The sequence below is a fragment of the Halosolutus halophilus genome (assembly GCF_022869805.1).
Taxonomy (GTDB): domain Archaea; phylum Halobacteriota; class Halobacteria; order Halobacteriales; family Natrialbaceae; genus Halosolutus; species Halosolutus halophilus.
Genome location: NZ_CP094974.1, coordinates 1114469 through 1136105, shown reverse-complemented (window position 1 = coordinate 1136105; position 21637 = coordinate 1114469). Strand labels below are relative to the sequence as shown.

Here is a 21637-nt window from a genome sequence, read left to right as displayed (position 1 = left end):
CTCAGCCGAGACTCGACGCGAACGACTGATCGCGGGCGACCACCGTGTCCGGATCGAACCGGACGAACGCCCATCGGTCGGGATCCAGCCCCCGGAATCGCGGATCCCACGCGTCCCGATCGAGTCCGAGGTAGCGCTCCAGGAGCCGCTCCGCCCGATCGACGTCGAACGGTTCGAGGACCGCGGTGCCGCGCATCCCGACGTGGTGGACGCGGCCGCCGGCGGCGTCGAAGTCGACGATCGCGATCGCCGCTCGCGAATCTCGGTGGACCCGATCGGGATAGGTCTTCGCGACGGTGTCGGCGATGATCCAGACGGACTCGTCCTCCCAGAGGTACCACAGCGGCGAGATCCGAGGCGCGCCGTTCTCGGCCGTCGTCGCGAGCGTACAGAACAGCGGCCGTTCGAGGAACGCGTCGAGGCCCACCGGAAGCGTGTCTTCGACGATCTCCATGCGTCCCAATTGCCGATCAAATTCGCAATAATCCACCGATCGGCCCGCTGCCCGAGGCCGATCCCTGCTAGACCCGGCCCGGTGAAATTGCGTCCCGATAGACCAGTTCGGCCGCGTTTCTTATACCGCCGATCGACGAGAGGTAGCCGACGCCGACGGTCGTCTTCAGCGCCTTCGCCGGGCGGCCGGTGAAGACCGCCGGGCCGACCTGCGCGACCGCGTCGTCGCCGACGCTGACCAGCCACCCTGGCGAGTCGAAGGAAAACGTCTCGAGGTGCGGGACGAGCGGGTCGCTCCCGGTCGATCTGGCGTCGACGAGACGGGAAATATTCTCGGCCGCGGTCCGGGCCTCGCGAACGGCCGACTGCGCGCTCGCCGGCACGGCGTCGCCGTCGGCGTCGACCACCCGTGCGGCGTCTCCGAGCGCGAACGTGTGCTCGTCGAGTCGCAGGTCGCCGTCCACGGTCGGTCGATCGCCCGCGAGTGCGTCGGAGCCCCGGATCCCGCCGGTCCAGACGAACTGGTCGTAGGGGACGCGCTCGCCCGATTCGAGGGTAATCCGCTCCGCGTCGGCTTCGACGACGGTCGCCCCGGTTCGAACCTCGACGCCGGCGTCCTCGAGCGTTCGTTCGACCGCCCGCTGGAAGTGCGCCGGGAACCCCGGCGCGACCCGATCGAGCTGTTCGAGGATCGTCACCGACGCGGTACTGCCTTCCTCGCGTGCGAGCGCCGCGAGTTCGCCCGCGACCTGTACTCCGGACAGGCCGGCCCCGCCGACGACGATCCGGGCGTCGTCGCGCCGACACACCGCCAGCGCTCGCCGTCGAATCCGAGACGCGTGTGACAGCCGCTTGAGCGGCGTCCCGTACTCGAAGACCCCTTCGAGTCCGTAGAAAGCGGTCTGCGCGCCGAGACAGATCGCCGCCAGATCGTATTCGAGGTCGCCGTCCGACAGCGTGACGACCCGTTCGTCCCGATCGATTCCCTCCACGCGAGCGACGCGGACGGTCGCCCGATCGAGCGCCGCGGGCAGCGACACCGTGATCTCGCCGGCCAGTTCCGGGCGGCGAATCACGCGGTGGAGTTCGTGCTGGACGAGGTGGTCGGGGGATTCGTCGACGAGCGTGATGTCGACGCCCTCCGGGAGGGTTCGCTCGAGCAAGCGCGTCAGCGTCAGGCCGGCGTAGCCCGCGCCGAGCACGACGACGTGCATACCGATCGGTACGGGTGCGAGGGTGAAAGGAGTACGCGAAGCGGTGATCGCGAATTTCGAATCACAACGGAAACCGATGGCCGGGAACGGGAGCAACCGCAATACGCGGCTGCTCGTGCGAACCAACGGAAGAGCATGCTCTTCCAAACATCTCGGAACCGAAGATTCCGCTCAACGGGGAAGGGAAGGAGGTGTTCCGTTTGTATGCCGGGAGCGAACGCAGTGAGCGAGCGGGCCGACGACCGATGTGAAGAGTGCGTCGCGCTCGGAACGGAGAGGAGTGCTTTTCATCAAAGTTTTGCCGAGGGTGCACCGTGGCGCACCCGCAGAGCAAAAGTTTGGTTTTAGAACAGGTGGTCGTCCTCGTCGAGCAGCCGTGCGGGACCGCCGACCTCCCAGACGGTCGTCGAGACGCCGCAGTCGGAAATCGCTTCCTCGACCTCGTCGGCGTGCTCCTCGGTCGTGTTGACGTAGACGCTGGCACCCGTGTCGGTCGAGAAGTAGACGGGAATGTCCTCCTCCTCGCGGAGTTCTCGGACGCGGTTGAAGATCGTCAGCGTCGCGGGCTGCCAGTAGACCCAGCCCGACGGGCCGGTCATCGTGGTCGCGGCGAGCGAGAGCGAGTCCTGTTCGGCGAGTTCGAACGCCCGATCGAAATCGTTCTTTCGGAGGGCGTCGCGCATCTCGGCGAGCTGGCCGTGAACGTGGGCCATCCGCGCCTGAAACATGTGACTGTCGGCGGCCTCCTCGTGGGCGTCCTCGGTCTCCTTGTGGTAGGGAACGAGGCCGACGACGATCTTCAGGTCCTCGTGGAGGTCGGACGGAATGCGCCGGGAGAGACAGTCCTCGTCGTTGAGACCGCTGTGAAGCTGCGAGAACGCGCCGGTGACGGCACGCGCCGCGGAGGCGGAGCCGACGCGGGCGATCGTCGAAATTTCCTGTTTCGAGGCGTCGAGTTCGGCCGCCTCGGCGAGTGCCATCGCGGCGGCGGCGAAGCCGGACGATGACGAGCCGAGTCCGACGTTCGAGGGGAAACTGTTCTCGCTCTCCAGTCGGACGGGGTACACGGTGTGGGCTGCGTCCGACATATCCCGGGCTTTCTCGACGACGGCTTCGACGCGCTCGTACGCGCGCCCGTCGAGTTCCTCGCCGTCGACGACGAACGTGTCCTCGTCGTAGTCCATCGAGAACTCGACGGTCGTTCGCGTGTGGCTCGGGGCCGTACAGACGCTGATACTGTCGTGGTAGGGAAGTCGTTCGATCTCGTCGCGCATCCCGTGATACTTGACCAGCCCCTGGATCGGGTGGGCCATGGCCGTTGCTTTCATACCCGCATACGCGCAAGACGCCCGCTTAAAGGTCACGGCATGCCGCGCTCACGTGGGGCGATCCGCGATCGCGAGGCGACGGCGTTACACGGCAGACGGGGAAAACGCCGACGACCGTCGCCGAAGGACGAACTCCGCGAGCGATTCGCGCATCCGGGACAGAGGAACGAAATCGAGTTCCCGTCGAGAACGCAAGAGCCTGCCGTCCGGAACGCGGAACCGTAGCGGTGGTGGCTTCGCCCGGAATCGAACCGTGTGGGGCTCGCTCCCAGCGCTGTCTGTGACAGTGTACAGCGGACGAACGAGTTCGGAACTCCTCCCGCATCGTGGGCCGAATCGGTCCGTGGCCGAGAAACCCGCGACTGCGGTCGAGGGGAAGTTACTGGAGCGCCGTCTCGAGGGACTGACGCCACTCCTTGACGTCGTCGAGATCGGCCGCGAGCGCCGCCAGTTCCGCCTCGAGGTCGTCGAACTCGCCCTCGAGGGACGCGAGGTCGTCGTCCACGTCAGTTTTGAACTCGCCGAACCGGGTATCGACGCGGGACTCGATGCGGCTGAGCTCCGATCGGAGCTCCTCGTCGGTGTCGGCCAGGTCGGCCTCGACGTTCCGGACGTCGCCCTCGAGCGCGGTCCTGAGTTCGGTGAGCCGATCGTCGAACGTCGATTCGAGGTCCACGATCGCCGATTCGAGCGTCCCCGTTCGCGATTCGATGGTCGACTCGGCGTCGTCGAGTCGGTCCTCGAACGATTCGATCCGGTCCTCGAGCGCGTCGGTGCGTGCCGCCATATCGTCGGCGACCGTGTCGAGTTCCGACTCGAGGGCGTCGACGGCGTCGTCGATCCGGTCGACCTCAGCATCGAGCGTCTCGATGCGGTCCGCCCGATCACCGCCGGTTTGTTCGAGGTGTTCGAGTTCCGCCGAGAGGGTATCGATTTCGTCGTGAGCCCGATCGAGTCCGTCCTGGACCTCCGCGAGGACGGTCTCGGCCGTCCCGTTCTCGTCGAGAAACGCCTCCAGTGCGTCGGTGTAGGCGGCGAGCGATTCCACGGTCGACTGCAGTCGTTCGATGCGAACCTCGTCGCTCGTGCTGGTCGGGGTCGCGACCGTCGTCGCTTCGCTACGGGTCGCAGCGGTCTCGGCGTCGTCGACGCCGGCGTCGATTTCGAGCGCGCGTTTGAGCGCTGCCCGCCTGGCGCCCCCCTGATCGTCCTTCAGTTCGGATAGCAGTGCGTCGACGACGCTGCCGCGTCGGTGTGCTGGCGATTCGGAGTCGGGCGTGAGTGTGTTATCCTCTCCCATCATGGTTCCCTCACTCCACCGTCGATCCCCTCGTACCCCCTGGCGATCGACACGCGACTCACGAAGTGAGTCGTTTCGACGCGTACGACAGTCACCGTAATAATAGTGTCCCACGGAGTGACACAGTTGAGCCGGGCGAATCCGCCAGACGGCGGCGGTTCACACGAGGCGGAGTGACGTCGGATCTCCTGTGCACGGAGTAACGGCGGTTCATGCAGTGGAAATCCGAACGCCCCGTCGGTCTCGACGAATCCAACAACTAGTTACAGCCGACAGTCCATCCGTCGCGCATGGGAACCCCACTGGAGACGCGCAGCGAGCAGGCCGCGGAGATCGTCGATCGACTCGAGGAGGCCTACCCCGACTCGACCATCTCGCTGCGGTACGCGAACCGACTGGAGTTGCTGATCGCCGTTATCCTCTCGGCCCAGTGTACGGACGAGCGGGTCAACGCGGAGACCGAGAAACTCTTCGAGAAGTACGACGGCCCCGAAGACTACGCGAACGCGCCCCAGGAGGAACTCGCGGAGGACCTGAACTCGATCACCTATTACAACAACAAGGCAACGTACATCCGGAGCGCCTGCCAGACGATCGTCGAGGAACACGACGGCGAGGTCCCGGACACGATGGACGAACTGACCGACCTCTCGGGCGTCGGCCGCAAGACTGCGAACGTCGTCCTCCAGCACGGTCACGACGTCGTCGAGGGGATCGTCGTCGACACGCACGTCCAGCGCCTCTCGCGCCGACTCGGACTCACCGAGGAGGAGCGTCCGGAAGCGATCGAGCAGGAGTTGATGGAGATCGTTCCCGAGCGCTACTGGCAACAGTTCACCCACCTCTGTATCGACCACGGCCGCGCGACCTGTACGGCCCGGAACCCGGACTGTGGGGAGTGCGTGCTCGCGGATATCTGTCCCTCCGAGAAGGCTGACAGTGAGATCGACCTCGCGTCCGGCGAGCCCTGGTAAGCGAGACGGCAGCGATTGCGATCGGTCCGTCGGGCACTGCCGACCGTCGCAAGCCCAACGCCTTTTCGGGGACCGGCGATACCCTCGACCGGGATCACTATGGCCAACGACAGTGAGGACCGCCGCGAGACCGGCAAAGACGAGCACGGACGGGACGTCGAACTCGCACACGAGGACACCGACGCCGACGACGAGGCGGAGGAACTCACCGAGGAGGAAAAGGAGGCTCGCGAGCGGCAGGACGAAGAGCAGCGCCGACAGGACATCGAACACAAGTCCGCCGATCGGGAGGACGACGCGCTGGAAAACGCGAACCCGGACGACCATCGGGACGAGGAACCGTACAACAGCTAGACGACCGTCGACGAGAGGGCGTAGACGGTCGACGACGGGAGAGCCGACGACGATGGTGTCCGCCGACCCGCCGTGACACAGCCCCGATCACGCTGTTTTTCGTTCGTCCCGGCCGGTAGTATCCGATCGGCGTGTCGTCCCCAGCGTCGGCGGCGGCTACAGCCTCGCCTCGGGAACGACGAGCGTCGAGAGCGTCCCGTCGACGACGACGGTGACGCGTTCACCCGGTGACACCGTTCCGACGGCGCGGTCGTCGGCGAGCAGACGGACGTCGCCCTCGTCGCGTTCGACCGCGAGCGCGAGGGCGTCCTCGGGGAGTACCCACCGGCGCGTCGAGGTGACGAAGGGGGCGATCGGGGCGACCGCGACGGCGTCGACGGCCGGCGAGAGGCGCGGCGCGTCGACCGCGCTGGCGTAGCCGTAACTCCCCGCCGGCGTCGCGACGACGACCCCGTCGGCACGAAACTGCGCGACCGCGTCGCCACGGCTCTCGACGCTATACTCCGAGATGCGAGCCGGTTCGCCGGTGACGAGCGTCACGTCGAACAGCGCCCGCTCGCGGTCGCCCGACGTCGATCCCGACTCGCGGCCGACGCCGAGCAGCGGCCGCCCCCGTTCGATCGCGTCGCCGTCGAGGGCCGACGCCACGCCGGCGTCGATATCGGCGGCGGCCACCGTTTCGAGTCCCGGAACGGAGCCGATCGGGAGGACGGGGACGTCGGTTCCCGTTCGAGCGACGGTCGTCAGTCCGGTCTCGCCGACCGTGACCAGCACCGACGGCGCTGCAGCGAGGACCTCTTCGACGGTCCCCGTCACGATCGAGACGGGTCGATCGGCGAGGGTCTCGTCGATCGCCGTGGCCGCGTCACGGTCGGTCTCCGGGTCGATCGCCTCCGGGTCGGGGTCGACGACGCCGACGACTGGCTCGTCGTCCGCGAGCCACGCCGCGGAATCCATGTGCGTCAGTTCACACGGCCTGCTCAAAAGCGTGCGGTTGTCCCTCCGTCGAGACGTAGACGTGAAGTCGGACTCCCAGCGGACGCGAACGGGACCGGCTCACTCGTCGTACGGCCAGTCGCCGGTGATCCGCATCCCTTCCGCGAGATCCTGGGCCTCGAGGTCCGCGGCGATCGACTCGGGGTCTCTGTGGTCGATCGTCACGTCGGACCCCGCGAGTTCGACGACGAGGTCGGTCAGGAGGATCGCCTGCTCGCGAAGGTCGCGTCTCTCGAGTTTGTCGAGCGTATCGGCGAAGGTGTGTCCCCAGCCGCGACCGACCTCGTCCGAGGTCGACATGACGTGATACCCCGGGACGCCCCACTGGACGAACGGCCAGTGGTCGCTGTGGGGGCCGAGTCGGGGCACCGTCTCGATCGGGTGGTCGTAGCGATCCGCGATCGTTTCCACGGCGGTCTCGAGTCCGTCGAACCCGTGGGTGGTAACCTCGAGCGTTCGACCCCGAACGACGCCGTCGTTGTTGACGATCGCCGTGATCGTCTCGTGGTCGGCTTCCTCGGCGTGGTGCGTCGATCCAACCAGGCCGACCTCTTCGGCCCCGTAGGCGACGAACTCGACGCGAGTGTCGAGGTCGGCCTCGCGGTTCGCGAGCGCGGTCGCGATCTCGACGATCGCGGCCGTCCCAGCGCCGTTGTCGAGCGCGCCTTCCGCGATGTCGTGGGCGTCGACGTGGCTCGTGACCAGCACGCGCTCCTCGGTGTCCGGTCCGAGCTCGGCGTGGACGTTCTGGCTCTCTGCGGGGTGGACGTCGGCCTCGACGGAGACGGTCACGTCGTCGCCCTCGTGGCGACGTGCCAGCCGCGCCCCGACCTCCGACGAGACGCCGACGGCCGGAATCGCGCCGATCGGATCGTCCGCCGTCCCGACGCTGCCGGTCGGCGGCAGACAGCCCTCGACGTGGTTGCGGTAGACGAACGCGGCCGCGCCGTTGTCGACCGCGTGGTAGTACTTCTCCCGGCGGTGGACGTATCGATCGTAGTAGTCCGGGATGTCACTGCGGACCATCACGACGGTACCCTCGACGGCTGCCGACTCGAAGTCCTCAGGCAGGCCGTAGCCGAGGTCGACGAGCGGTGCCTCGACGCGCTCGGCGGGACTGCGAGGGAGCGAGATGCAGTCGAGGTCCTCGTCGCTGGCCGCGATCGAACTGTCGCCGCGCGTCCACCCCTGAATGTCGAAGCTGTCGAGACGGGCGTTTCGAGCGCCAGCGTCCGCGAGCGCGTCGCGGGTCAGTTCCGCGGCCTCGCGTTCGCCGTCGCTACCGGCCATTCGATCGCCGATATCGACCAGTCGCTCGAGGTGCGTCCAGCCGACGTCACTGGTGAAGACGTCACCGATCCAGGTCGTCATGCGAGTGGCGAGTACCCACGAGCGGGTAACTGTTCGGAATCGAGTCGATCGACGACGATCGGGCCGAAACTCGTCCGGGGTCGGGGGCTTCGACGGCAGCGTCGCCACTGGGAGACGGCCCTCGCCATCAAAACGGCATCGCGGCGTCCGGATCGGTGCAGGCCCCTGTCGGGCCGGCGAACGGCTCGCGATCCTACAGTTCGCCCTCGGATTTCAGCCCCTCGACGACGTCGTCGACGAGCGAGTCGACGTCTTCGTACGGGAACTCCTGCTGGCCGGAGGCCCTGGTGCCCAGTTCCATCGCGGTGAAGCTAACGTCGCCGGACTCGAAGGAGGTCGCCGGGCCGTTCGGCAGCGCCGGCACGAGGTCCATCTGACTGGTGACGGGATAGTCCGCACCTTCGAACGCTTCGACGAGTTGCTCGCGGAGTTCGGCTTCGTCCGCCATGGTCCCGCGTCCCCAGGCCGGCAGATTAAGGGTTCCGAAACCGTGATAAATCCAACCAGTGTTGTACCCGAATAACTGAATCTTTTTGAGGGCGCTCCCTCTCTGGAGGTGTATGCGGAAGACGCTTGCTGAGTGGCGGCCAGCCATCGACGAGGCGATCGCCGACCTCGTTCCACGTGAAATCGACACCGACTATCTCGAGTCGTTTTTCGGCGAACCGACCTACGAGTACGATCCCGACGGGATCCAGCGGGCCCTGTCGGATCCGCTCTGGGAACTGCTCGATCGGGGCGGGAAACGGTGGCGCGCGGTGCTCTTTCTCGTCTTCATCGACGCGTTCGGCGAGGATCCGGCCGACTACCTGCCGTACGCGTGTATCCCCGAGATCCTCCACAACGGAACGATCATCGTCGACGACGTCGAGGACGAGGCCGCGATGCGCCGCGGGGAACCGGCACTCCACCACATCTTCGGCCACGACGTCGCGCTCAACGCCGGGAACGCGATGTACTTCCTGCCGCTGAAGATCCTGACCCGGAATCCGGCCGACCTGCCCGCCGATCGACGGCTGGCCGCCTACGAGATGCTGATGGACGAACTCAACAGGACGCATCTCGGCCAGGGATTGGACATCTGCTGGCACAACGACTACGAGGTCCGTATCACCTCCGAGGAGTACCTCGAGATGTCTGCCTGCAAAACCGGCTGTCTGGGCCGCATCGTGGCCCGACTGGCCGCGATCATCACGGATCAACCGGCCGCGGTCGAGGAGGCCGTCGCGCGATACGCGGAGTTGACCGCAGTCGCGTTCCAGATCGGCGACGACATCCTCGACGTCGAGAACTCGCTGGGCCGGGCCGGCGAGTTCGGCAAGGAGTTCGGCAACGACATTCGAGAGGGGAAAAAGACCCTGCTCGTCATCCACGCGATCCAGGAGAGCGATTCCGACCGGGCCGATCGCCTCCAGGAAATTCTTCAGGCCGACACCAACACCGACGAGGAGGTCCTCGAAGCGCTCTCGATCATCGAGGACGCCGGCAGCCTCGCGTACGCCCGTGAGCGTGCGCTCGGACTGGCCGCCGAGGCGCGCGCCGAAATCGACGGCCTCGACTTCGATCCCGAGATCGTCGACGAACTCCACGAGTTCACCGAGTTCGTCATCGATCGCGACGTCTAACGGCCGTCGCCCGATCTCGTCGCTACCGTCCAAGTACGTAGCTCTCGTCCGATTACGTGGCCGGCACCCGATCGTTCGGCGTATCCCGTCCGCTCGTCCGGCGCATCCCGTCCGATCGTTCGGCACACTCCATTCGTCTTCGCCTCCCGCCCGATCGGCGGATCGTTCACGGGATCGGAACTGTCGTCGCTCCCGACCCTTGGGACCAGTTACAATTGCCAGGCCGTCGTAGGCGGCGTATGGCCGATCACACCACCCGGTCCGACGGTCGGACGGCCGCGAGTCCGTGGCCGTTCCTGCTCGCCGTCGGACTCGTCCTGTCCGAGATCGGCGTCCTCGTCGGCTTCTTCCCCCTCGCGGTCGGCGGCCTCCTGCTGTTCGTGGCCAGCGTCGCCGGCTTCGTCGCCGAGTCGAACCACGTGACGAGTCCGTGGCCGATCGTCGCCGGCCTCGGGGCCGTCTTCGTCGCTGGCGGCGCGCTCCTGTACGCCGTCGGGACCGGACTAGTGACGATCGGCGGCAGCGAGGCCCTCGTCGGACTCACGAGTCGCGGCGTCGCAATCGCCGTGGCCGGCGGCCTCGCCGTACTGGGGGCCGGGATCGGCCGCTATCGGGACAGATGAACCGGTATCGAACCCACTCCACCAGCGCTACCACCATCCATGAGTCGACGAGCCTTCGACGCCGAAATCGCGCTCGACCTCGTAGTCAATGCCATCCCGCTGGCGATCATCCTGTTCTTCGTCGCCACGTTCGCGGTCTTCAACCCGTGGGGGATCGACCCGCTCCAGTCGGGACTCCAGTTCGCGATCCTCCTGTCGATCGCCACCGCGCTCGCGGTCGCGACCTACCTGGCGGCCCGCGTGATCGAGACGGATCCGCGGACGCGACACGAGTCGCCGGAGATGATCGACGGTGGCGACGCTTCCGAGCCGACCGATTCGGAGTGACGGAGCGCCCTCACCGGTCCCGAACTCAGGTAACGATGAGGACGTACCCCGAGATGGCCATCAGGAGCGCGATCCCGACCAGGACCAGTCCGAACAGTTCCTTCTCTTTCACGTCCACTGTGTCACCGAAAACCGACAAAAAGTCTATGCCACGGGCGCTGACCTGTCAGCGATGACTGCCGATCGCGTCCCCGATTCCGATCGGTCCCGGACCGCGGGCGGAGCCGAGCGGCAGACACCGACGGGCCGCCGCGTGGTCGTCGGACTCGGCCTCGCGCTCGTCACCGTGACCGCCGCGTTTGGGGCGGTGCTCGGCTACGCGCTTCCCGCCCGGTCCGGCGTCGAGACCCTCGCCGTGGCCGGCGTCTCGGTCGTGATCTCGCCGGTGACGATGGCGCTCTACGGGGCCGTCACGGTGGGAACGTTCCTGGTGACGGTACTGCTGGTCCTGCATACCGTTTCGCGATTCGACGAGAACGCGGTGTGATCGCGGGCCCGGAGGATCGATCGCGCGTTCGTGAGCGACAGCGCGGCCGTTCAGGCCAGCCCGATCTCCTCGCTGTAGGCCCCGTGTTCTTCTTCGAACACCTGCATGATCTCGCCCATCGTCGCGTACGCCTTCACGGCGTCGACGATCGCGGGCATCGTGTTCTCCCCGCGCTCGATCACGTCTCGGAGCTCGTCGAGGGCCGCCTCGACCGCGTCGTCGTCTCGATCGGCCTTGACGTCCTCGAGACGGGCGAGTTGGCGTTCCTCCGTGGTCTCGTCGATCTGGAGGATCTCGGGGCTGGTGTCTTCCTCGAGGGTGTACTTGTTGACCCCGACGACGACCTCCTCCTCGCGTTCGACGCGTTCCTGGTACTCGTAGGAGGCCTCCTGGATCTCCCGGAGGAAGTAGCCGTCCTGGATCCCCTGCAGGATGCCGTCACGGACGGAGCCGTCGCCCATGTCGCGAATCTCCTCGATGTAACGCATCGCCCGCTGCTCGGTCTCGTCGGTGAGCGCTTCGACGGCGAAACTCCCGCCCATGGGGTCGACGATGTCCGCGACTCCGGACTCGTCGGCGATGATCTGCTGGGTTCGCAGCGCGACCCGGACCGCCTTCTCGGAGGGCAGTGCGAGGGCCTCGTCGAAGCTGTTGGTGTGCAGCGACTGGGTCCCGCCGAGGACGCCGGCCAGCGCCTGGATCGTCACCCGGACGACGTTGTTCAGCGGCTGCTGGGCGGTCAGCGACTGGCCCGCCGTCTGCGTGTGGAACTTGAGGCGTTTCGACTCGTCCTTCTCGGCGTCGTACCAGTCGTCCATCACCTGGGCGTAGATCCGCCGGGCCGCCCGGTACTTGGCGATTTCCTCGAAGAAGGAGTTGTGGCAGTTGAAGAAGAAGGAGAGTCGCGGCGCGAACTCGTCGACGTCGAGGCCGCGATCGATCGCGTCCTCCACGTAGCCGAAGCCGTCGGCGAGCGTGAACGCGAGTTCCTGGACGGCCGTCGACCCCGCCTCGCGGATGTGATAGCCCGAGACGGAGATGGGGTGGAACTTCGGCGTCTCCTCGGTGCTGAACTCGACGACGTCCGTGACGAGGTCGAGCGAGGGCTCCGGCGGGATCACCCACTCCTTCTGGGCGATGAACTCCTTGAACATGTCGTTCTGGAGGGTCCCCCGCACCTTTTCGCGCGGGACGTCCTGCCGGTCCGCCAGCGCGACGTACATCGCGTAGATCACCGGCGCGGACGGGTTGATCGTGAAACTCGTCGAGATCTCCTCGAGATCGATCCCGTCGAAGAGGATCTCCATGTCTCGAAGCGTATCGACCGCGACGCCCTCCTTGCCGACCTCGCCCTGGCTCATCGGGTCGTCGGAGTCCAGTCCCATCAGCGTCGGCATGTCGAAGGCGACGGAGAGCCCGGTCTGTCCCTCGTCGATCAGGTAGTGGAATCGCTCGTTGGTCTCCTCTGCGGTCCCGAAGCCGGCGAACTGGCGCATCGTCCACGTCCGCCCGCGGTACATCGTCGGGTACGGTCCCCGGGTGTAGGGCTCCTCCCCCGGAAAGCCGAGATCCTCGAGGTAGTCGAGGTCGGCGACGTCGTCGGGCGTGTAGAGGCGGTCTACCTCGAGGTTCGAAACGGTCGCGAACCGATCCTGGCGCTCCCCGTGGCGTTCGAGCACCGGATCGAGCGTCTCTTCTTCCCACTCTTCGGTGGCCTGTCGAATCGACTCGAGGTCCTCCTCGTCGTACATGTCCGCAATTTTTGCCGAGCCGAGCATTAAGGATTCCGGGACCTGCTGGCAAGCCACACGACACCGGACGGTGTCCTCAGAGGCGCATCCGATCGCGATCGGCCTGCACGCGATCGAACGCCCAGTCGACGTCGACGAGGTTCGTCGGCGTCCCCTCGAGGCCGTCCCGGCTGACGATCTCGAACGTTCGATTCCGTGCGTCCGAGGTGAACGGCGCGGCGGCCAGGATCCGTGCGATGTCGGTTCGTGATATCGATCCCGTCACCGAGTCGCCGCCCTCGCCGATCAGCAGGTCGCCGCTCGGCGGTGCGTTCGTCAATTTTCCGGGGCGAACGATCGTGTAGTCGAGACCCGAGCGGCGGATCGTGGTTTCGGCGTCCTGTTTCGCCCGTAGCGATCCCCGGATGAGCAATCGAGCGGGCAGCGGTAGCCCCGCCTTCGAGTTGCCGACGCCGATCGCGCTCATGTGGACGAAATGTGAGACGTCCCCGCTCACCGACGCGGTCAGGAGATTGCTGACGCCGGTTCGATCGACGAGTTTTCCCCCGATCGTGTGACGGTAACTCGGCGGCGTTCCGAGCGTACAGTAGACGACGTCACAGTCCTCGGCGGCGGTGACGGCGTCCGCGGCGTCGAAGAAGTCCGCCACGACGACCTCGTCCGCGCCGAGGCGCTCGAGGGTGTCGACGTTCGCGTACGATCGGGTCGTCGCGCGGACGGTGAGGTCGGTAGGGTGAAGGACGGACAGCAGTTCGGTACCAGTGTCACCGGTCGCACCGGCGATCAGGACGCGATCGGCAGTCGCTCCAGCGTCAGTCATCGGCGAGGGTACTCGCCGGAAACGCATAATCCTCACCAGTGATCACGACGGGAGACAGTCGCCGGAACAGACCCGATCCGGCTATACGAAGGCGGGAGACTGCGTTTCTACTCGCCGGACTGGAGCCGTTTCGTCGTCTGGACCAGCGGGTGGCGGGCGTAGTCAACGACCTCGATGTCGTCGATTCGTTCGAGGTCCTCCTTCTCGGCCGTCTTGGCCATCCCGAGGTCGACCTCGTGGTCGACGACGATGACGTAGGCGTCCATCTCGTCGATCTCCAGTCGATCCGCGGCGAGCACGCGGTGGTGACCGTCGGCGAGCAGGAGGGTCCCGTCGTTGTCGATCACGACGAGGGGTTCGGCGAGGCCGTGCTCTAACTCGTACCGTCTGCCCTCGAGTTCGTCCGCGTAGACCCGACCCTGCGTAGGCGTGAGTTCGTGGAGCGGAACGGTTCGGCGTTCCTGGCGAAGCGTCACGTCGTGGATCTTCTCGAGCGTTCGCATCAGTTTCCCGACCTTCTCGGGGGTCGCCCGCTCGATCTGGCTCCGGATCACGTCCGCGTTCGAGATGATGCCGACGAGGTTCCCCGCGTCGTCGACGACCGGGAGTTTCTGGATCCCCGAGCGGAGGATGACGCGGGCCGCGTCGGTCACCTTCATGTCGGGGTGAGCGACGAGCAGATCGGTCGTCATCACCTTGAAGATCGGGTCGTCGTCGTCGGCCAGCAGCAGGTCCCGGGCGCTGACGAACCCCTCGACGCGACGCCGCTCACAGACCGGAAAGCCGCTATGCTCGTCGCTCCCGGCGATCCGCGACGCGACCGCGCCGACGGTCGCGTCGGGCGAGACCGTCGCCACCTCGCGAGTCATGTACTCCTCGACCTGGGGTTTGCTCCTGTCCGACGCAACCTCCATACACGGCGGTTGGGCGTCCGCGAGCAAAAGTACTGTCCTGTCGCCGCCGTTAACTCCACCGTAGACGATCGGTCCGGTAGCGTCGAGTAGACGAGAGACGTCCGATCGACCGCATCCAGACGACTGTCCAGTCGACCACACCCAAACAAATTTATCAGTATACTCAAAAGCGGATGTATGTCCAGTGCCTACCTGACTGAGAGCAGCCCCGTAGCGTACGTCATCGTGCTCGGTATCGCACTTGTGGCTATCGTAGTCGGAAGTCTGATATTCACACTCCTGTTGGGGATCCCGCTTATCGCGTTGCTACAAACGATCGCAGGCGCCGCTTCACTCGGAATCACCCTCTTTTTCCTCTACCTCTTCTACAGACTGGTTCTCGCCATCGAGCGGATTTCCCGGAAGCTTTGATCGCTGCGTCGAGACGGTTTCGTTCGTAGAGCGGGAGCGTGCTCGGCGAGATCAGGACGGTTCCTGGTCGTCGTCCATCGTGAACAGCCACTCGCTCGTCCGGGTGTAGGTTCCGACCGGGATTCCGGGGCGGGTCCGGATCGCCTCGAAGAACCGGTTGGTGATCACCTCCTCGACGACGCTGACGATCGAGTCGACCTCCTGTTCGCCGTCGGCGCTGGCGAGGATCCCGATTTCCAGCTGTGCGCCGGCCATGTCGGCGTGACCGCCCGCGCTCCCGATCTGGTCGAACGCGTCCCGGAGGGTCTCCCCGAGGTCGACGTCGGCGGCCCGCGACCGGGCCGACAGGTACGCCATCTCGTCCATGAAGCCGAAGACGAGCGTCGTGTCGACGCCCTCCATCGCGAGCACCTGGTCGGCCGCCTGCGGCAGGGCGTCGCGGTTCCCGATCCGGCCCACGCTCGCGACCGCGATCGAATCCCTCTGCTCCCGGTTCTTGATCGCCCTGGCGATCGTCTCCAGGGTCTCGCCCTCGACGGTCGGCTGTTCGATCTGGCGCAGGACCGTCGTGTCGACGTGAGGCCAGAGCATCGATGCCGCGTTGAAGTCCGCGGCGGACACCTCACGAGTGAAGTCGTTCGTGTCGACTCGAATACCGTACAGCAGTGCCGTCGCCGTCGACTCGTCGAACGTGACGCCGAAGCGGTCCAGGTACTCGGTCAAGACGGTACTCGTCGCGCCGACGTACTCGCGCAGATCGACGAATTCGGCGGGGACCGGTCCGCGGGGCGGGTGGTGGTCGATGACGATGTCCACGTGGCTGTCGTCCGGTAACTGATCGTTGATCCCGGGTCTGGAGTGGTCGATCAGGGCGAACGCCGCGTACTCCTCCAGCGGGTGGTCCGGGTCGAGATTGCGCAGGTTGAGGCCGAGCAGGTTGACCATCGCACGGTTCTCCTGGTGGGAGATCTCCCCGTAGTAACACGCGTCGGCCTCGACGCCGACCGACGTCGCGATGTCGACCAGCGCGACCGCGCTCGCGATCGCGTCCGGGTCCGGGTTGTCGTGCATGACCACCGCCAGCCGACCGTCGATCGTCTGCAGTTGCCGTCTGAGTTCGATGGCGGCCCCCGCGGAGGTACTCGTGGTTTCCTCGAGAATCCGGTCGACCATCGCCCCTTCGGCGTCGACGACGTGGTCCGCGAGGTCGCGACACGCCGCGCGGTCCGCTTCGGTCGGGTTCCCGCCCACGTACGCGACGATCGAGGACGCCGGAAACTGCGCCCGGGCGTGCTCGAGTGCGGTTCGGTTGACGTCGGTCCGATCGGCGGCCACGAAGATCACGTCCGGCGGGTCGAGCGAAGCGACGACCGATCGATCGGTGGGATCGCCGCGGCGCGCCGGGACGCTCTCGTCGCGCAAGCTCTCGACCGTACTCTGATCCTCGGTGATCACGAGGAGGCGATCCCCGTCGTCGGGGAGTCGCTCGACGACTCGGCGACCGACGGTCCCACACCCGAGCACCAGCCGGAAAACCATATATCGCGGCTTGCGACCGCGACGGGTAAAAGCTACCGGGTCGACGGTTTCAGCTCAGGACGGTGGCCGCCGCCTCGGACGCCGTGTCGGCGACCGGTCCGAACGCCGGGAGCAAGACGACGGTCATCACCGCGGCGACGACGATCGCCGCGTAGAGGGCCGTCGGCTGGGCGAGCGCGTCGCGCTCGACGATCGGTTCCTCGATCCAGACGGCCTTCACCAACCGCGAGTAGTAGTACAGCGAGAGCGCGCTATTGACCACCAGCGCGGCGGCGACAACGAGCATGGCGGTGCTGCCGACCTGGAGCGCCCCCGTGAACAGGAAGTACTTGCTCCAGAAGCCCCCCAGCGGCGGGATGCCGGCGAGGCTGAACATGAAGATACCGAGGGCGAAGCAGGCGACCGGTGCCCGGTTCGCCAGGCCGTTGTAGTCCTCGAAGGTGCGACCGACGCCCCAGTGTTCGGCCAGCGCGACGAACAGGAACGCACCCGTGTTCATGAAGCCGTAGACGAGCAGGTGCATCATCGCCGCGCCCATCACGACCTCGCCGCCGTCGGTCGTGAGCCCGGCCAGTCCGATCAGCACGTAGCCGGCGTGGCCGATCGAGGAGTACGCGAGCATCCGCTTGACCTTGTCCTGGGTCGCCGCCGCGAAGTTCCCGACCGTCATCGTAGCGATCGCGAGGATGACGAAGGCCCAGGTCCACTCGATCCCGATCACCTCGGTCGTCGCCTCGAGCGGGAACGCCGTCGTGAACACGCGGAACGCGATCACGAAGCCGGCGGCCTTCGAGGCCGAGGAGAGGAAGGCGGAGATCGGGGCGGGCGCACCCTCGTAGGCCTCGGGTGCCCAGAAGTGGAAGGGGACGCTCGCGGTCTTGAACGCGAAGCCGCCGATGAGCATCAGGATGCCGAGCCCGAGCAGGCCGCCGAAGGCGTCGGCGTCACCCGCTTGCAACACCGCCGCGATCGCGTCGAGTTGCAGGCTCCCGGTCGCGCCGTAGACCAGCGAGATCCCGTAGACGAAGATCGCCGACGAGAGCGCGCCGATCAGGAAGTACTTCAGACCGGCTTCGACGCTCCCGCGGTTGTCCTTCAGAATCGCGACGAGGGCGTACGACGGCAGACTCGACAGTTCGAGCGCGATGAAGATCGTCACGAGGCTGTTTGCAGTCGCCATCGTCGCCATCCCGGTCGCCGCGAGCATGATCAGCGAGTAGTACTCGGCCTGGTAGGTGTGATCCTGCAGGTAGTCGTAGCTCGCGACCGAGACCAGCGCCGTCACGATGGCGACGATCATCGTGAAGTACAGCGCCATCTGATCGACGACCAGCTGGCCGTCGAACAGTTCGATGACGCCACGGCCCTCGAAGCCGGGCGCTCCCACGCCCGCCGCGATGAACCAGACGGCCACGGCAAGCGACGCCAGCGAGCCGACGGTTGCGGTACCAGCGAGCAGTTCCCGGTTCGTCGATCGGGGCGAGATGCTGTCGATGATGAACAGCGCCATCGCGGTCCCGAACAGGATGAGTGCCGGTGCGAGCGCGGCCCACTCGGGGAGTTCGAGGACCGCCATCACAGTTCACCTCCGTTCGCGATAATCGGATCGACTGCGTCCGTGATCATCTCGAGGATCAGGTCGGGAGCCACGCCCAGCAGGATAATCAGTCCGAGCAACACGAACATCGGGGCGACGTCGTGCAGCGGGGCGTGGTTCACCTCGTAGTCGGTTTCCAGGTGATACGGACCGAAGACCGTTCGCTGAAGCGCAAAGAGCAGGTAGCCGGCGACGATGACGATGCCGAACATCGCCAGCACCGTAAACACTTGCGAGTACGCGAGCAGGTCGGAGCCGAACGCGCCGAAGAAGATGTAGAACTCGGCGGCGAAGCCGCTCATCAGCGGCAGTCCCATGTAGCCGAACGCGCCGGCGACGAGGATGCCGACGGCGACGGGCATCCGATCGGCCAGCCCGGACATGTCGGTGACCATCCGGGTGTGGGTGGCGTTGTAGACGACGCCGACGGCCATGAACATCAGCCCCGAGATGAGGCCGTGTGAGACCATCTGGAACGTCGCGCCGCCGACCCCGAACTGGGTGTAGGCGATCAGCCCGAGGATGACGTAGCCCATCGACGAGACCGACGAGTAGGCGACGATCCGTTTGAGGTCGGTCTGGGCCAGCGCCAGCATCGCGCCGTAGATGACGCTGATCACCGCGATCGCGGCGATCGGGACGGCGTAGGCCTCGACCTGGTCGGGGAACATGGTGAAGTTGAACCGGAGCAGGGCGTAGGTCCCCATCTTCAGCAGGACGCCCGCGAGCAACACGGACGCCGGCGTCGGGGCCTCGACGTGGGCGTCCGGCAGCCACGTGTGGAACGGGACGACGGGTACCTTCACCGCGAACCCGACGAACATCGCGACGAAAACGATCGAGGCGAGCGACGTGCCGCCGACGCCCAGGAAGCCCTCGGGTCCGCCGTCGAGCATCGCAGTCGCGATTTCGGGAAGAGCGAAGCTCGTGACGGAGTCACCGAGGCCGAACACCAGTGCGATGAACGACCCGAACATCAGCAGCGACGCCACGTTCGTGTAGACGAAGAACTTGATCGCCGCGTACTTCCGGCGCGGGCCGCCCCAGACGCCGATCAGCAGGTACATCGGGATCAGCACGGCCTCCCAGAAGACGAACCAGAGGAAGAAGTCCAGCGCGGCGAAGACGCCGATCAGGTTGGCCTCGATGAACAGCAGGAGTCCGTAGAACTGGGACTCTCGCTCGTCGATCGGCGTCCACGAACTCACGATCGCGAGCGTCGTCAGGATCGTCGTCATCACGACCAGCGGCAAGGAGATGCCGTCGAGACCGACGAACCACGAGATCGCGTAGTCGCCGAACTGGAGCCACTCGGCCCGCGACTCGAAGGCGAGATCGCCGTCGAGCAGGGCGTTTCCGCTGCCGTCGAAGGCGGCGAACAGCCAGAGGCTGAGCCCCGCGGGAACGAGGCTGATGGCGAAGGCCAGTTTGCCGGCGATACGATTCGGCGCGACGAACGTGACGAGCGCGCCGACCAGCGTGACAGCGATGAGTGTCTCGATCATCATAGGAACCACCCGCCGAGATATCCGAGCACCAGCAGTAACAGGATGAATCCGGTCACCAGCAGTGCCGCGTAGTTCGTCACGATCCCCGTCTGCAGTCGCTTCATTCGGTCACTGCCGAACAGACTGACGGTCGAGACGCCGTTGACGGCGCCGTCGATCGCGGTCTGGTCGAACCGATCGGCCGCGCGTGCGAGCGGCAGCGTCAGGCCCTCCGCGAGCCAGACCTGGTACTCGTCCTGGTAGTAGTTGCTCCGCAGGACGTCGTACGCGCCGCCGAGTTTCGCCGTGTGGCGCGTGGGCTCGGGGACGTTGTACAGCGTGTGCGCCGTGAACGCGCCGGCCAGCGCCAGGCCGAGCGACAGTCCCGCGCTCAACAGCATGGTGACGGTCTCGGAGCCGATCGCACCCTCCTCGAAGGGGACCATCTCGTGGTACGCGTGGTAGGTCAGCCCCTCCGCAGCGCCGTACTCGCCGTCGAGCCAGAACTCGAGGTACGTGATGTCCGCGCCCGCGAGGTTTGCGATCGGGGCGAGGTTCACGAGGCCGGCCACCGTCGCGAGGACGCCGAGGACGACCAGCGGGGCCTTGATCGACCACCCGACGGCGTGGGGGTTTTCGGCCGCCTCCGTCCGCGGTTCACCGTGGAAGGTCAGGAAGACCATCCGGAAGGTGTAGAAGCCGGTGAAGAAGACGGCGACGAGGCCCATGGCGTAGGCCGCGAGAATGACCGGTTCCTCGAGGCCGACGATCAGCGCGTCGAACAGGACTTCGTCCTTCGACCAGAAGCCGGAGAACGGAACGATCCCCGCGAGCGCGAGCGCACCGGCGAGGAACGTGTAGTAGGTGACGGGCGCTTTCTCCTTCAGGCCGCCCATCTCCCACATGTCCTGTTCGTGGTGCATGAGAACGATGACGGAGCCAGCACCGAGGAACAGCAGCGCCTTGAAGAAGGCGTGGTTCATCAGGTGGAAGACCCCGGCGACGTAGCCGCCGACGCCCATCCCGAGCATCATGTAGCCGTACTGGCTGATCGTCGAATACGCGAGCACCTGCTTCACGTCGTCCTTGACGACGCCCATCGTCGCCGCGAACAGCGCCGTGAAGCCGCCGACGAACGCGATGATGCCGAGCGCCGTGGGGGACAGCGCGTAGTAGCCGTACATCCGGGCGACGAGGTAGACGCCGGCGGCGACCATCGTCGCCGCGTGGATCAGCGCCGAAACCGTCGTCGGGCCCTCCATCGCGTCGGGCAGCCAGGTGTGCAGCGGGAACTGCGCCGACTTGCCGATGACGCCACCGAGTACGAGCAATCCGGTGAGCGTCACCCAGGTCTGGGCCTCGAAGCCGAACAGCGTCGTGCCGTCGTCGATCGCCGTCTCCGCCGCGGTGACGAACGAGTCGTCGCCGGCGAACCCCAGCGTGCCGAACGTGGCCGCGATCGCGACGACCCCGATCAGGAAGAAGTAGTCGCCGAAGCGGGTGACGAGGAACGCCTTCTTCGCCGCCGAGGGCGCGGATTTGGTGCGGAACCAGAACCCGATCAGCAGGTACGAGCACAGTCCCACGAGTTCGAAGAACATGAACGCCATCAGCAGGTTGTCCGCGTAGACGAACGCGAGCATGCTGAACGTAAAGAGGCCGAGTCCGGCGTAGTACCGGGGGAGACCGGTTTCACCTTCGGCGTTCATGTACCCGAGACTGAAGACGTGGACGAGGAAGGCGATCAGCGAGACGATCACCAGCATCAGCGCCGAGAGCGGATCGATCAGGATGCCGAACGTGAACTCGATTCCCTCGGCACCAGCCTCGCTGGCCGCGTCGCCGGCCGCCCACGTGTACAGGGTCTCGTGATAGAAGCCGTCTTCACCGGTCGCGACCGTTCCGAGCATCAACAGCGAGAGCAGCAACGAGCCGCCCGTCGCTGCGATGCCCGGAATCGCCCCCTTCTTCGGCAAGTAGTTGCCGAAGACGAGCGCGATGACGAAGGCCGCGAGCGGGAACAGTGCGATCGCCGGAGCGAATCCGAATGTACCTGTGCCTGCCAT

At 66.2% G+C, this 21637-nt stretch carries 21 protein-coding genes; 7 read left to right on the top strand and 14 right to left on the bottom strand.

Translation table 11 applies throughout. The annotated features are described in order from the left end of the window. Position 1: 1 nt before the first annotated feature. From MUG98_RS05515 to MUG98_RS05500, 4 genes are all read right to left on the bottom strand, one after another. On the bottom strand, positions 2-454 hold the full coding sequence (locus MUG98_RS05515; RefSeq protein ID WP_265111146.1) for a pyridoxamine 5'-phosphate oxidase family protein: 453 nt from the start codon (positions 452-454) through the stop codon (positions 2-4). Between the two features lie 67 nt (positions 455-521). Continuing rightward, positions 522-1667 (bottom strand): NAD(P)/FAD-dependent oxidoreductase, encoded by a 1146-nt coding sequence (locus tag MUG98_RS05510; protein ID WP_265111145.1) that lies wholly within the window; start codon positions 1665-1667, stop codon positions 522-524. A 344-nt stretch (positions 1668-2011) separates the two neighbouring features. Beyond that, on the bottom strand, positions 2012-2995 hold the full coding sequence (mvaD, locus tag MUG98_RS05505) for a phosphomevalonate decarboxylase MvaD (RefSeq protein WP_265111144.1): 984 nt from the start codon (positions 2993-2995) through the stop codon (positions 2012-2014). A gap of 379 nt (positions 2996-3374) precedes the next feature. Then, positions 3375-4298 carry a hypothetical protein gene (locus tag MUG98_RS05500; protein WP_265111143.1) on the bottom strand — a complete coding sequence of 308 codons (924 nt, stop codon included), beginning with the start codon at positions 4296-4298 and terminating at the stop codon, positions 3375-3377. 287 nt (positions 4299-4585) lie between these two features. Between MUG98_RS05500 and nth the strand changes: the two genes are divergently transcribed. Further along, on the top strand, positions 4586-5269 hold the full coding sequence (gene nth, locus MUG98_RS05495; RefSeq protein WP_265111142.1) for an endonuclease III: 684 nt from the start codon (positions 4586-4588) through the stop codon (positions 5267-5269). 99 nt (positions 5270-5368) lie between these two features. Next, positions 5369-5623: a hypothetical protein gene (locus tag MUG98_RS05490; RefSeq protein WP_265111141.1), complete on the top strand. Its 255-nt coding sequence runs from the start codon at positions 5369-5371 to the stop codon at positions 5621-5623. Between the two features lie 156 nt (positions 5624-5779). On the opposite strand, the gene MUG98_RS05485 is transcribed toward MUG98_RS05490, so the two are convergent. The 3 genes from MUG98_RS05485 to MUG98_RS05475 form a co-directional block, all read right to left on the bottom strand. Next, positions 5780-6580: an NAD(+)/NADH kinase gene (locus MUG98_RS05485; protein ID WP_265111140.1), complete on the bottom strand. Its 801-nt coding sequence runs from the start codon at positions 6578-6580 to the stop codon at positions 5780-5782. A 99-nt stretch (positions 6581-6679) separates the two neighbouring features. Further along, a complete protein-coding gene (locus MUG98_RS05480; RefSeq protein WP_265111139.1) occupies positions 6680-7990 on the bottom strand; it encodes a M28 family metallopeptidase in 1311 nt (436 codons plus the stop codon). 193 nt (positions 7991-8183) lie between these two features. Next, a complete protein-coding gene (locus MUG98_RS05475) occupies positions 8184-8438 on the bottom strand; it encodes an MTH865 family protein (protein ID WP_265111138.1) in 255 nt (84 codons plus the stop codon). A 112-nt stretch (positions 8439-8550) separates the two neighbouring features. Between MUG98_RS05475 and MUG98_RS05470 the strand changes: the two genes are divergently transcribed. The 4 genes from MUG98_RS05470 to MUG98_RS05455 all read left to right on the top strand — a co-directional run bounded on the left by MUG98_RS05470 (position 8551) and on the right by MUG98_RS05455 (position 11052). Further along, complete coding sequence (locus MUG98_RS05470; protein ID WP_265111137.1) at positions 8551-9615, top strand: polyprenyl synthetase family protein; 1065 nt, start codon at positions 8551-8553, stop codon at positions 9613-9615. 239 nt (positions 9616-9854) lie between these two features. Beyond that, the gene (locus MUG98_RS05465; RefSeq protein WP_265111136.1) at positions 9855-10238 is read left to right on the top strand and encodes a DUF7541 family protein; all 384 of its coding nucleotides are present in this window, start codon (positions 9855-9857) and stop codon (positions 10236-10238) included. Positions 10239-10277: 39 nt separating this feature from the next. Next, entirely contained in the window at positions 10278-10565 is a 288-nt protein-coding gene (locus tag MUG98_RS05460) for a DUF6684 family protein (RefSeq protein ID WP_265111135.1), read from the top strand. Positions 10566-10737: 172 nt separating this feature from the next. Then, complete coding sequence (locus MUG98_RS05455; protein ID WP_265111134.1) at positions 10738-11052, top strand: DUF7520 family protein; 315 nt, start codon at positions 10738-10740, stop codon at positions 11050-11052. A gap of 50 nt (positions 11053-11102) precedes the next feature. Here the strand turns inward: MUG98_RS05455 and MUG98_RS05450 are convergent, their stop codons facing one another. From MUG98_RS05450 to MUG98_RS05440, 3 genes are all read right to left on the bottom strand, one after another. Next, positions 11103-12803, bottom strand: coding sequence for a methylmalonyl-CoA mutase family protein (locus MUG98_RS05450; RefSeq protein WP_265111133.1), 1701 nt, complete (start codon positions 12801-12803; stop codon positions 11103-11105). 76 nt (positions 12804-12879) lie between these two features. Beyond that, positions 12880-13623: an SDR family oxidoreductase gene (locus tag MUG98_RS05445; protein ID WP_265111132.1), complete on the bottom strand. Its 744-nt coding sequence runs from the start codon at positions 13621-13623 to the stop codon at positions 12880-12882. 107 nt (positions 13624-13730) lie between these two features. Then, positions 13731-14537 carry a CBS domain-containing protein gene (locus MUG98_RS05440; protein ID WP_265111131.1) on the bottom strand — a complete coding sequence of 269 codons (807 nt, stop codon included), beginning with the start codon at positions 14535-14537 and terminating at the stop codon, positions 13731-13733. A 177-nt stretch (positions 14538-14714) separates the two neighbouring features. Here MUG98_RS05440 and MUG98_RS05435 point away from each other — a divergent pair, with 177 nt between their 5' ends. Further along, positions 14715-14948, top strand: a complete 234-nt coding sequence (locus MUG98_RS05435) for a hypothetical protein (protein WP_265111130.1) — start codon at positions 14715-14717, stop codon at positions 14946-14948. A 51-nt stretch (positions 14949-14999) separates the two neighbouring features. Here the strand turns inward: MUG98_RS05435 and MUG98_RS05430 are convergent, their stop codons facing one another. From MUG98_RS05430 to nuoL, 4 genes are read right to left on the bottom strand one after another with little or no spacing between them, the layout of a single operon-like run. After that, complete coding sequence (locus MUG98_RS05430) at positions 15000-16487, bottom strand: DHH family phosphoesterase (RefSeq protein ID WP_265111129.1); 1488 nt, start codon at positions 16485-16487, stop codon at positions 15000-15002. A 49-nt stretch (positions 16488-16536) separates the two neighbouring features. Continuing rightward, entirely contained in the window at positions 16537-18063 is a 1527-nt protein-coding gene (locus tag MUG98_RS05425; RefSeq protein ID WP_265111128.1) for an NADH-quinone oxidoreductase subunit N, read from the bottom strand. After that, positions 18063-19592, bottom strand: coding sequence for a complex I subunit 4 family protein (locus MUG98_RS05420; RefSeq protein ID WP_265111127.1), 1530 nt, complete (start codon positions 19590-19592; stop codon positions 18063-18065). Before MUG98_RS05420 ends, MUG98_RS05425 begins: the two co-directional genes overlap by 1 nt. Next, entirely contained in the window at positions 19589-21637 is a 2049-nt protein-coding gene (gene nuoL, locus MUG98_RS05415) for an NADH-quinone oxidoreductase subunit L (protein ID WP_265111126.1), read from the bottom strand. The genes MUG98_RS05420 and nuoL overlap by 4 nt, the downstream gene beginning before the upstream one ends.

Excerpts from the sequence above, each read along its gene's own strand:
- MUG98_RS05515 (WP_265111146.1), bottom strand. The coding sequence starts at position 454 with ATGGAGATCGTCGAAGACACGCTTCCGGTGGGCCTCGACGCGTTCCTC.
- MUG98_RS05510 (WP_265111145.1), bottom strand. The coding sequence starts at position 1,667 with ATGCACGTCGTCGTGCTCGGCGCGGGCTACGCCGGCCTGACGCTGACG.
- mvaD (WP_265111144.1), bottom strand. The coding sequence starts at position 2,995 with ATGAAAGCAACGGCCATGGCCCACCCGATCCAGGGGCTGGTCAAGTAT.
- MUG98_RS05500 (WP_265111143.1), bottom strand. The coding sequence starts at position 4,298 with ATGATGGGAGAGGATAACACACTCACGCCCGACTCCGAATCGCCAGCA.
- nth (WP_265111142.1), top strand. The coding sequence starts at position 4,586 with ATGGGAACCCCACTGGAGACGCGCAGCGAGCAGGCCGCGGAGATCGTC.
- MUG98_RS05490 (WP_265111141.1), top strand. The coding sequence starts at position 5,369 with ATGGCCAACGACAGTGAGGACCGCCGCGAGACCGGCAAAGACGAGCAC.
- MUG98_RS05485 (WP_265111140.1), bottom strand. The coding sequence starts at position 6,580 with ATGGATTCCGCGGCGTGGCTCGCGGACGACGAGCCAGTCGTCGGCGTC.
- MUG98_RS05480 (WP_265111139.1), bottom strand. The coding sequence starts at position 7,990 with ATGACGACCTGGATCGGTGACGTCTTCACCAGTGACGTCGGCTGGACG.
- MUG98_RS05475 (WP_265111138.1), bottom strand. The coding sequence starts at position 8,438 with ATGGCGGACGAAGCCGAACTCCGCGAGCAACTCGTCGAAGCGTTCGAA.
- MUG98_RS05470 (WP_265111137.1), top strand. The coding sequence starts at position 8,551 with ATGCGGAAGACGCTTGCTGAGTGGCGGCCAGCCATCGACGAGGCGATC.
- MUG98_RS05465 (WP_265111136.1), top strand. The coding sequence starts at position 9,855 with ATGGCCGATCACACCACCCGGTCCGACGGTCGGACGGCCGCGAGTCCG.
- MUG98_RS05460 (WP_265111135.1), top strand. The coding sequence starts at position 10,278 with ATGAGTCGACGAGCCTTCGACGCCGAAATCGCGCTCGACCTCGTAGTC.
- MUG98_RS05455 (WP_265111134.1), top strand. The coding sequence starts at position 10,738 with ATGACTGCCGATCGCGTCCCCGATTCCGATCGGTCCCGGACCGCGGGC.
- MUG98_RS05450 (WP_265111133.1), bottom strand. The coding sequence starts at position 12,803 with ATGTACGACGAGGAGGACCTCGAGTCGATTCGACAGGCCACCGAAGAG.
- MUG98_RS05445 (WP_265111132.1), bottom strand. The coding sequence starts at position 13,623 with ATGACTGACGCTGGAGCGACTGCCGATCGCGTCCTGATCGCCGGTGCG.
- MUG98_RS05440 (WP_265111131.1), bottom strand. The coding sequence starts at position 14,537 with ATGGAGGTTGCGTCGGACAGGAGCAAACCCCAGGTCGAGGAGTACATG.
- MUG98_RS05435 (WP_265111130.1), top strand. The coding sequence starts at position 14,715 with ATGTCCAGTGCCTACCTGACTGAGAGCAGCCCCGTAGCGTACGTCATC.
- MUG98_RS05430 (WP_265111129.1), bottom strand. The coding sequence starts at position 16,487 with ATGGTTTTCCGGCTGGTGCTCGGGTGTGGGACCGTCGGTCGCCGAGTC.
- MUG98_RS05425 (WP_265111128.1), bottom strand. The coding sequence starts at position 18,063 with ATGGCGGTCCTCGAACTCCCCGAGTGGGCCGCGCTCGCACCGGCACTC.
- MUG98_RS05420 (WP_265111127.1), bottom strand. The coding sequence starts at position 19,592 with ATGATGATCGAGACACTCATCGCTGTCACGCTGGTCGGCGCGCTCGTC.
- nuoL (WP_265111126.1), bottom strand. The coding sequence starts at position 21,637 with ATGGCAGGCACAGGTACATTCGGATTCGCTCCGGCGATCGCACTGTTC.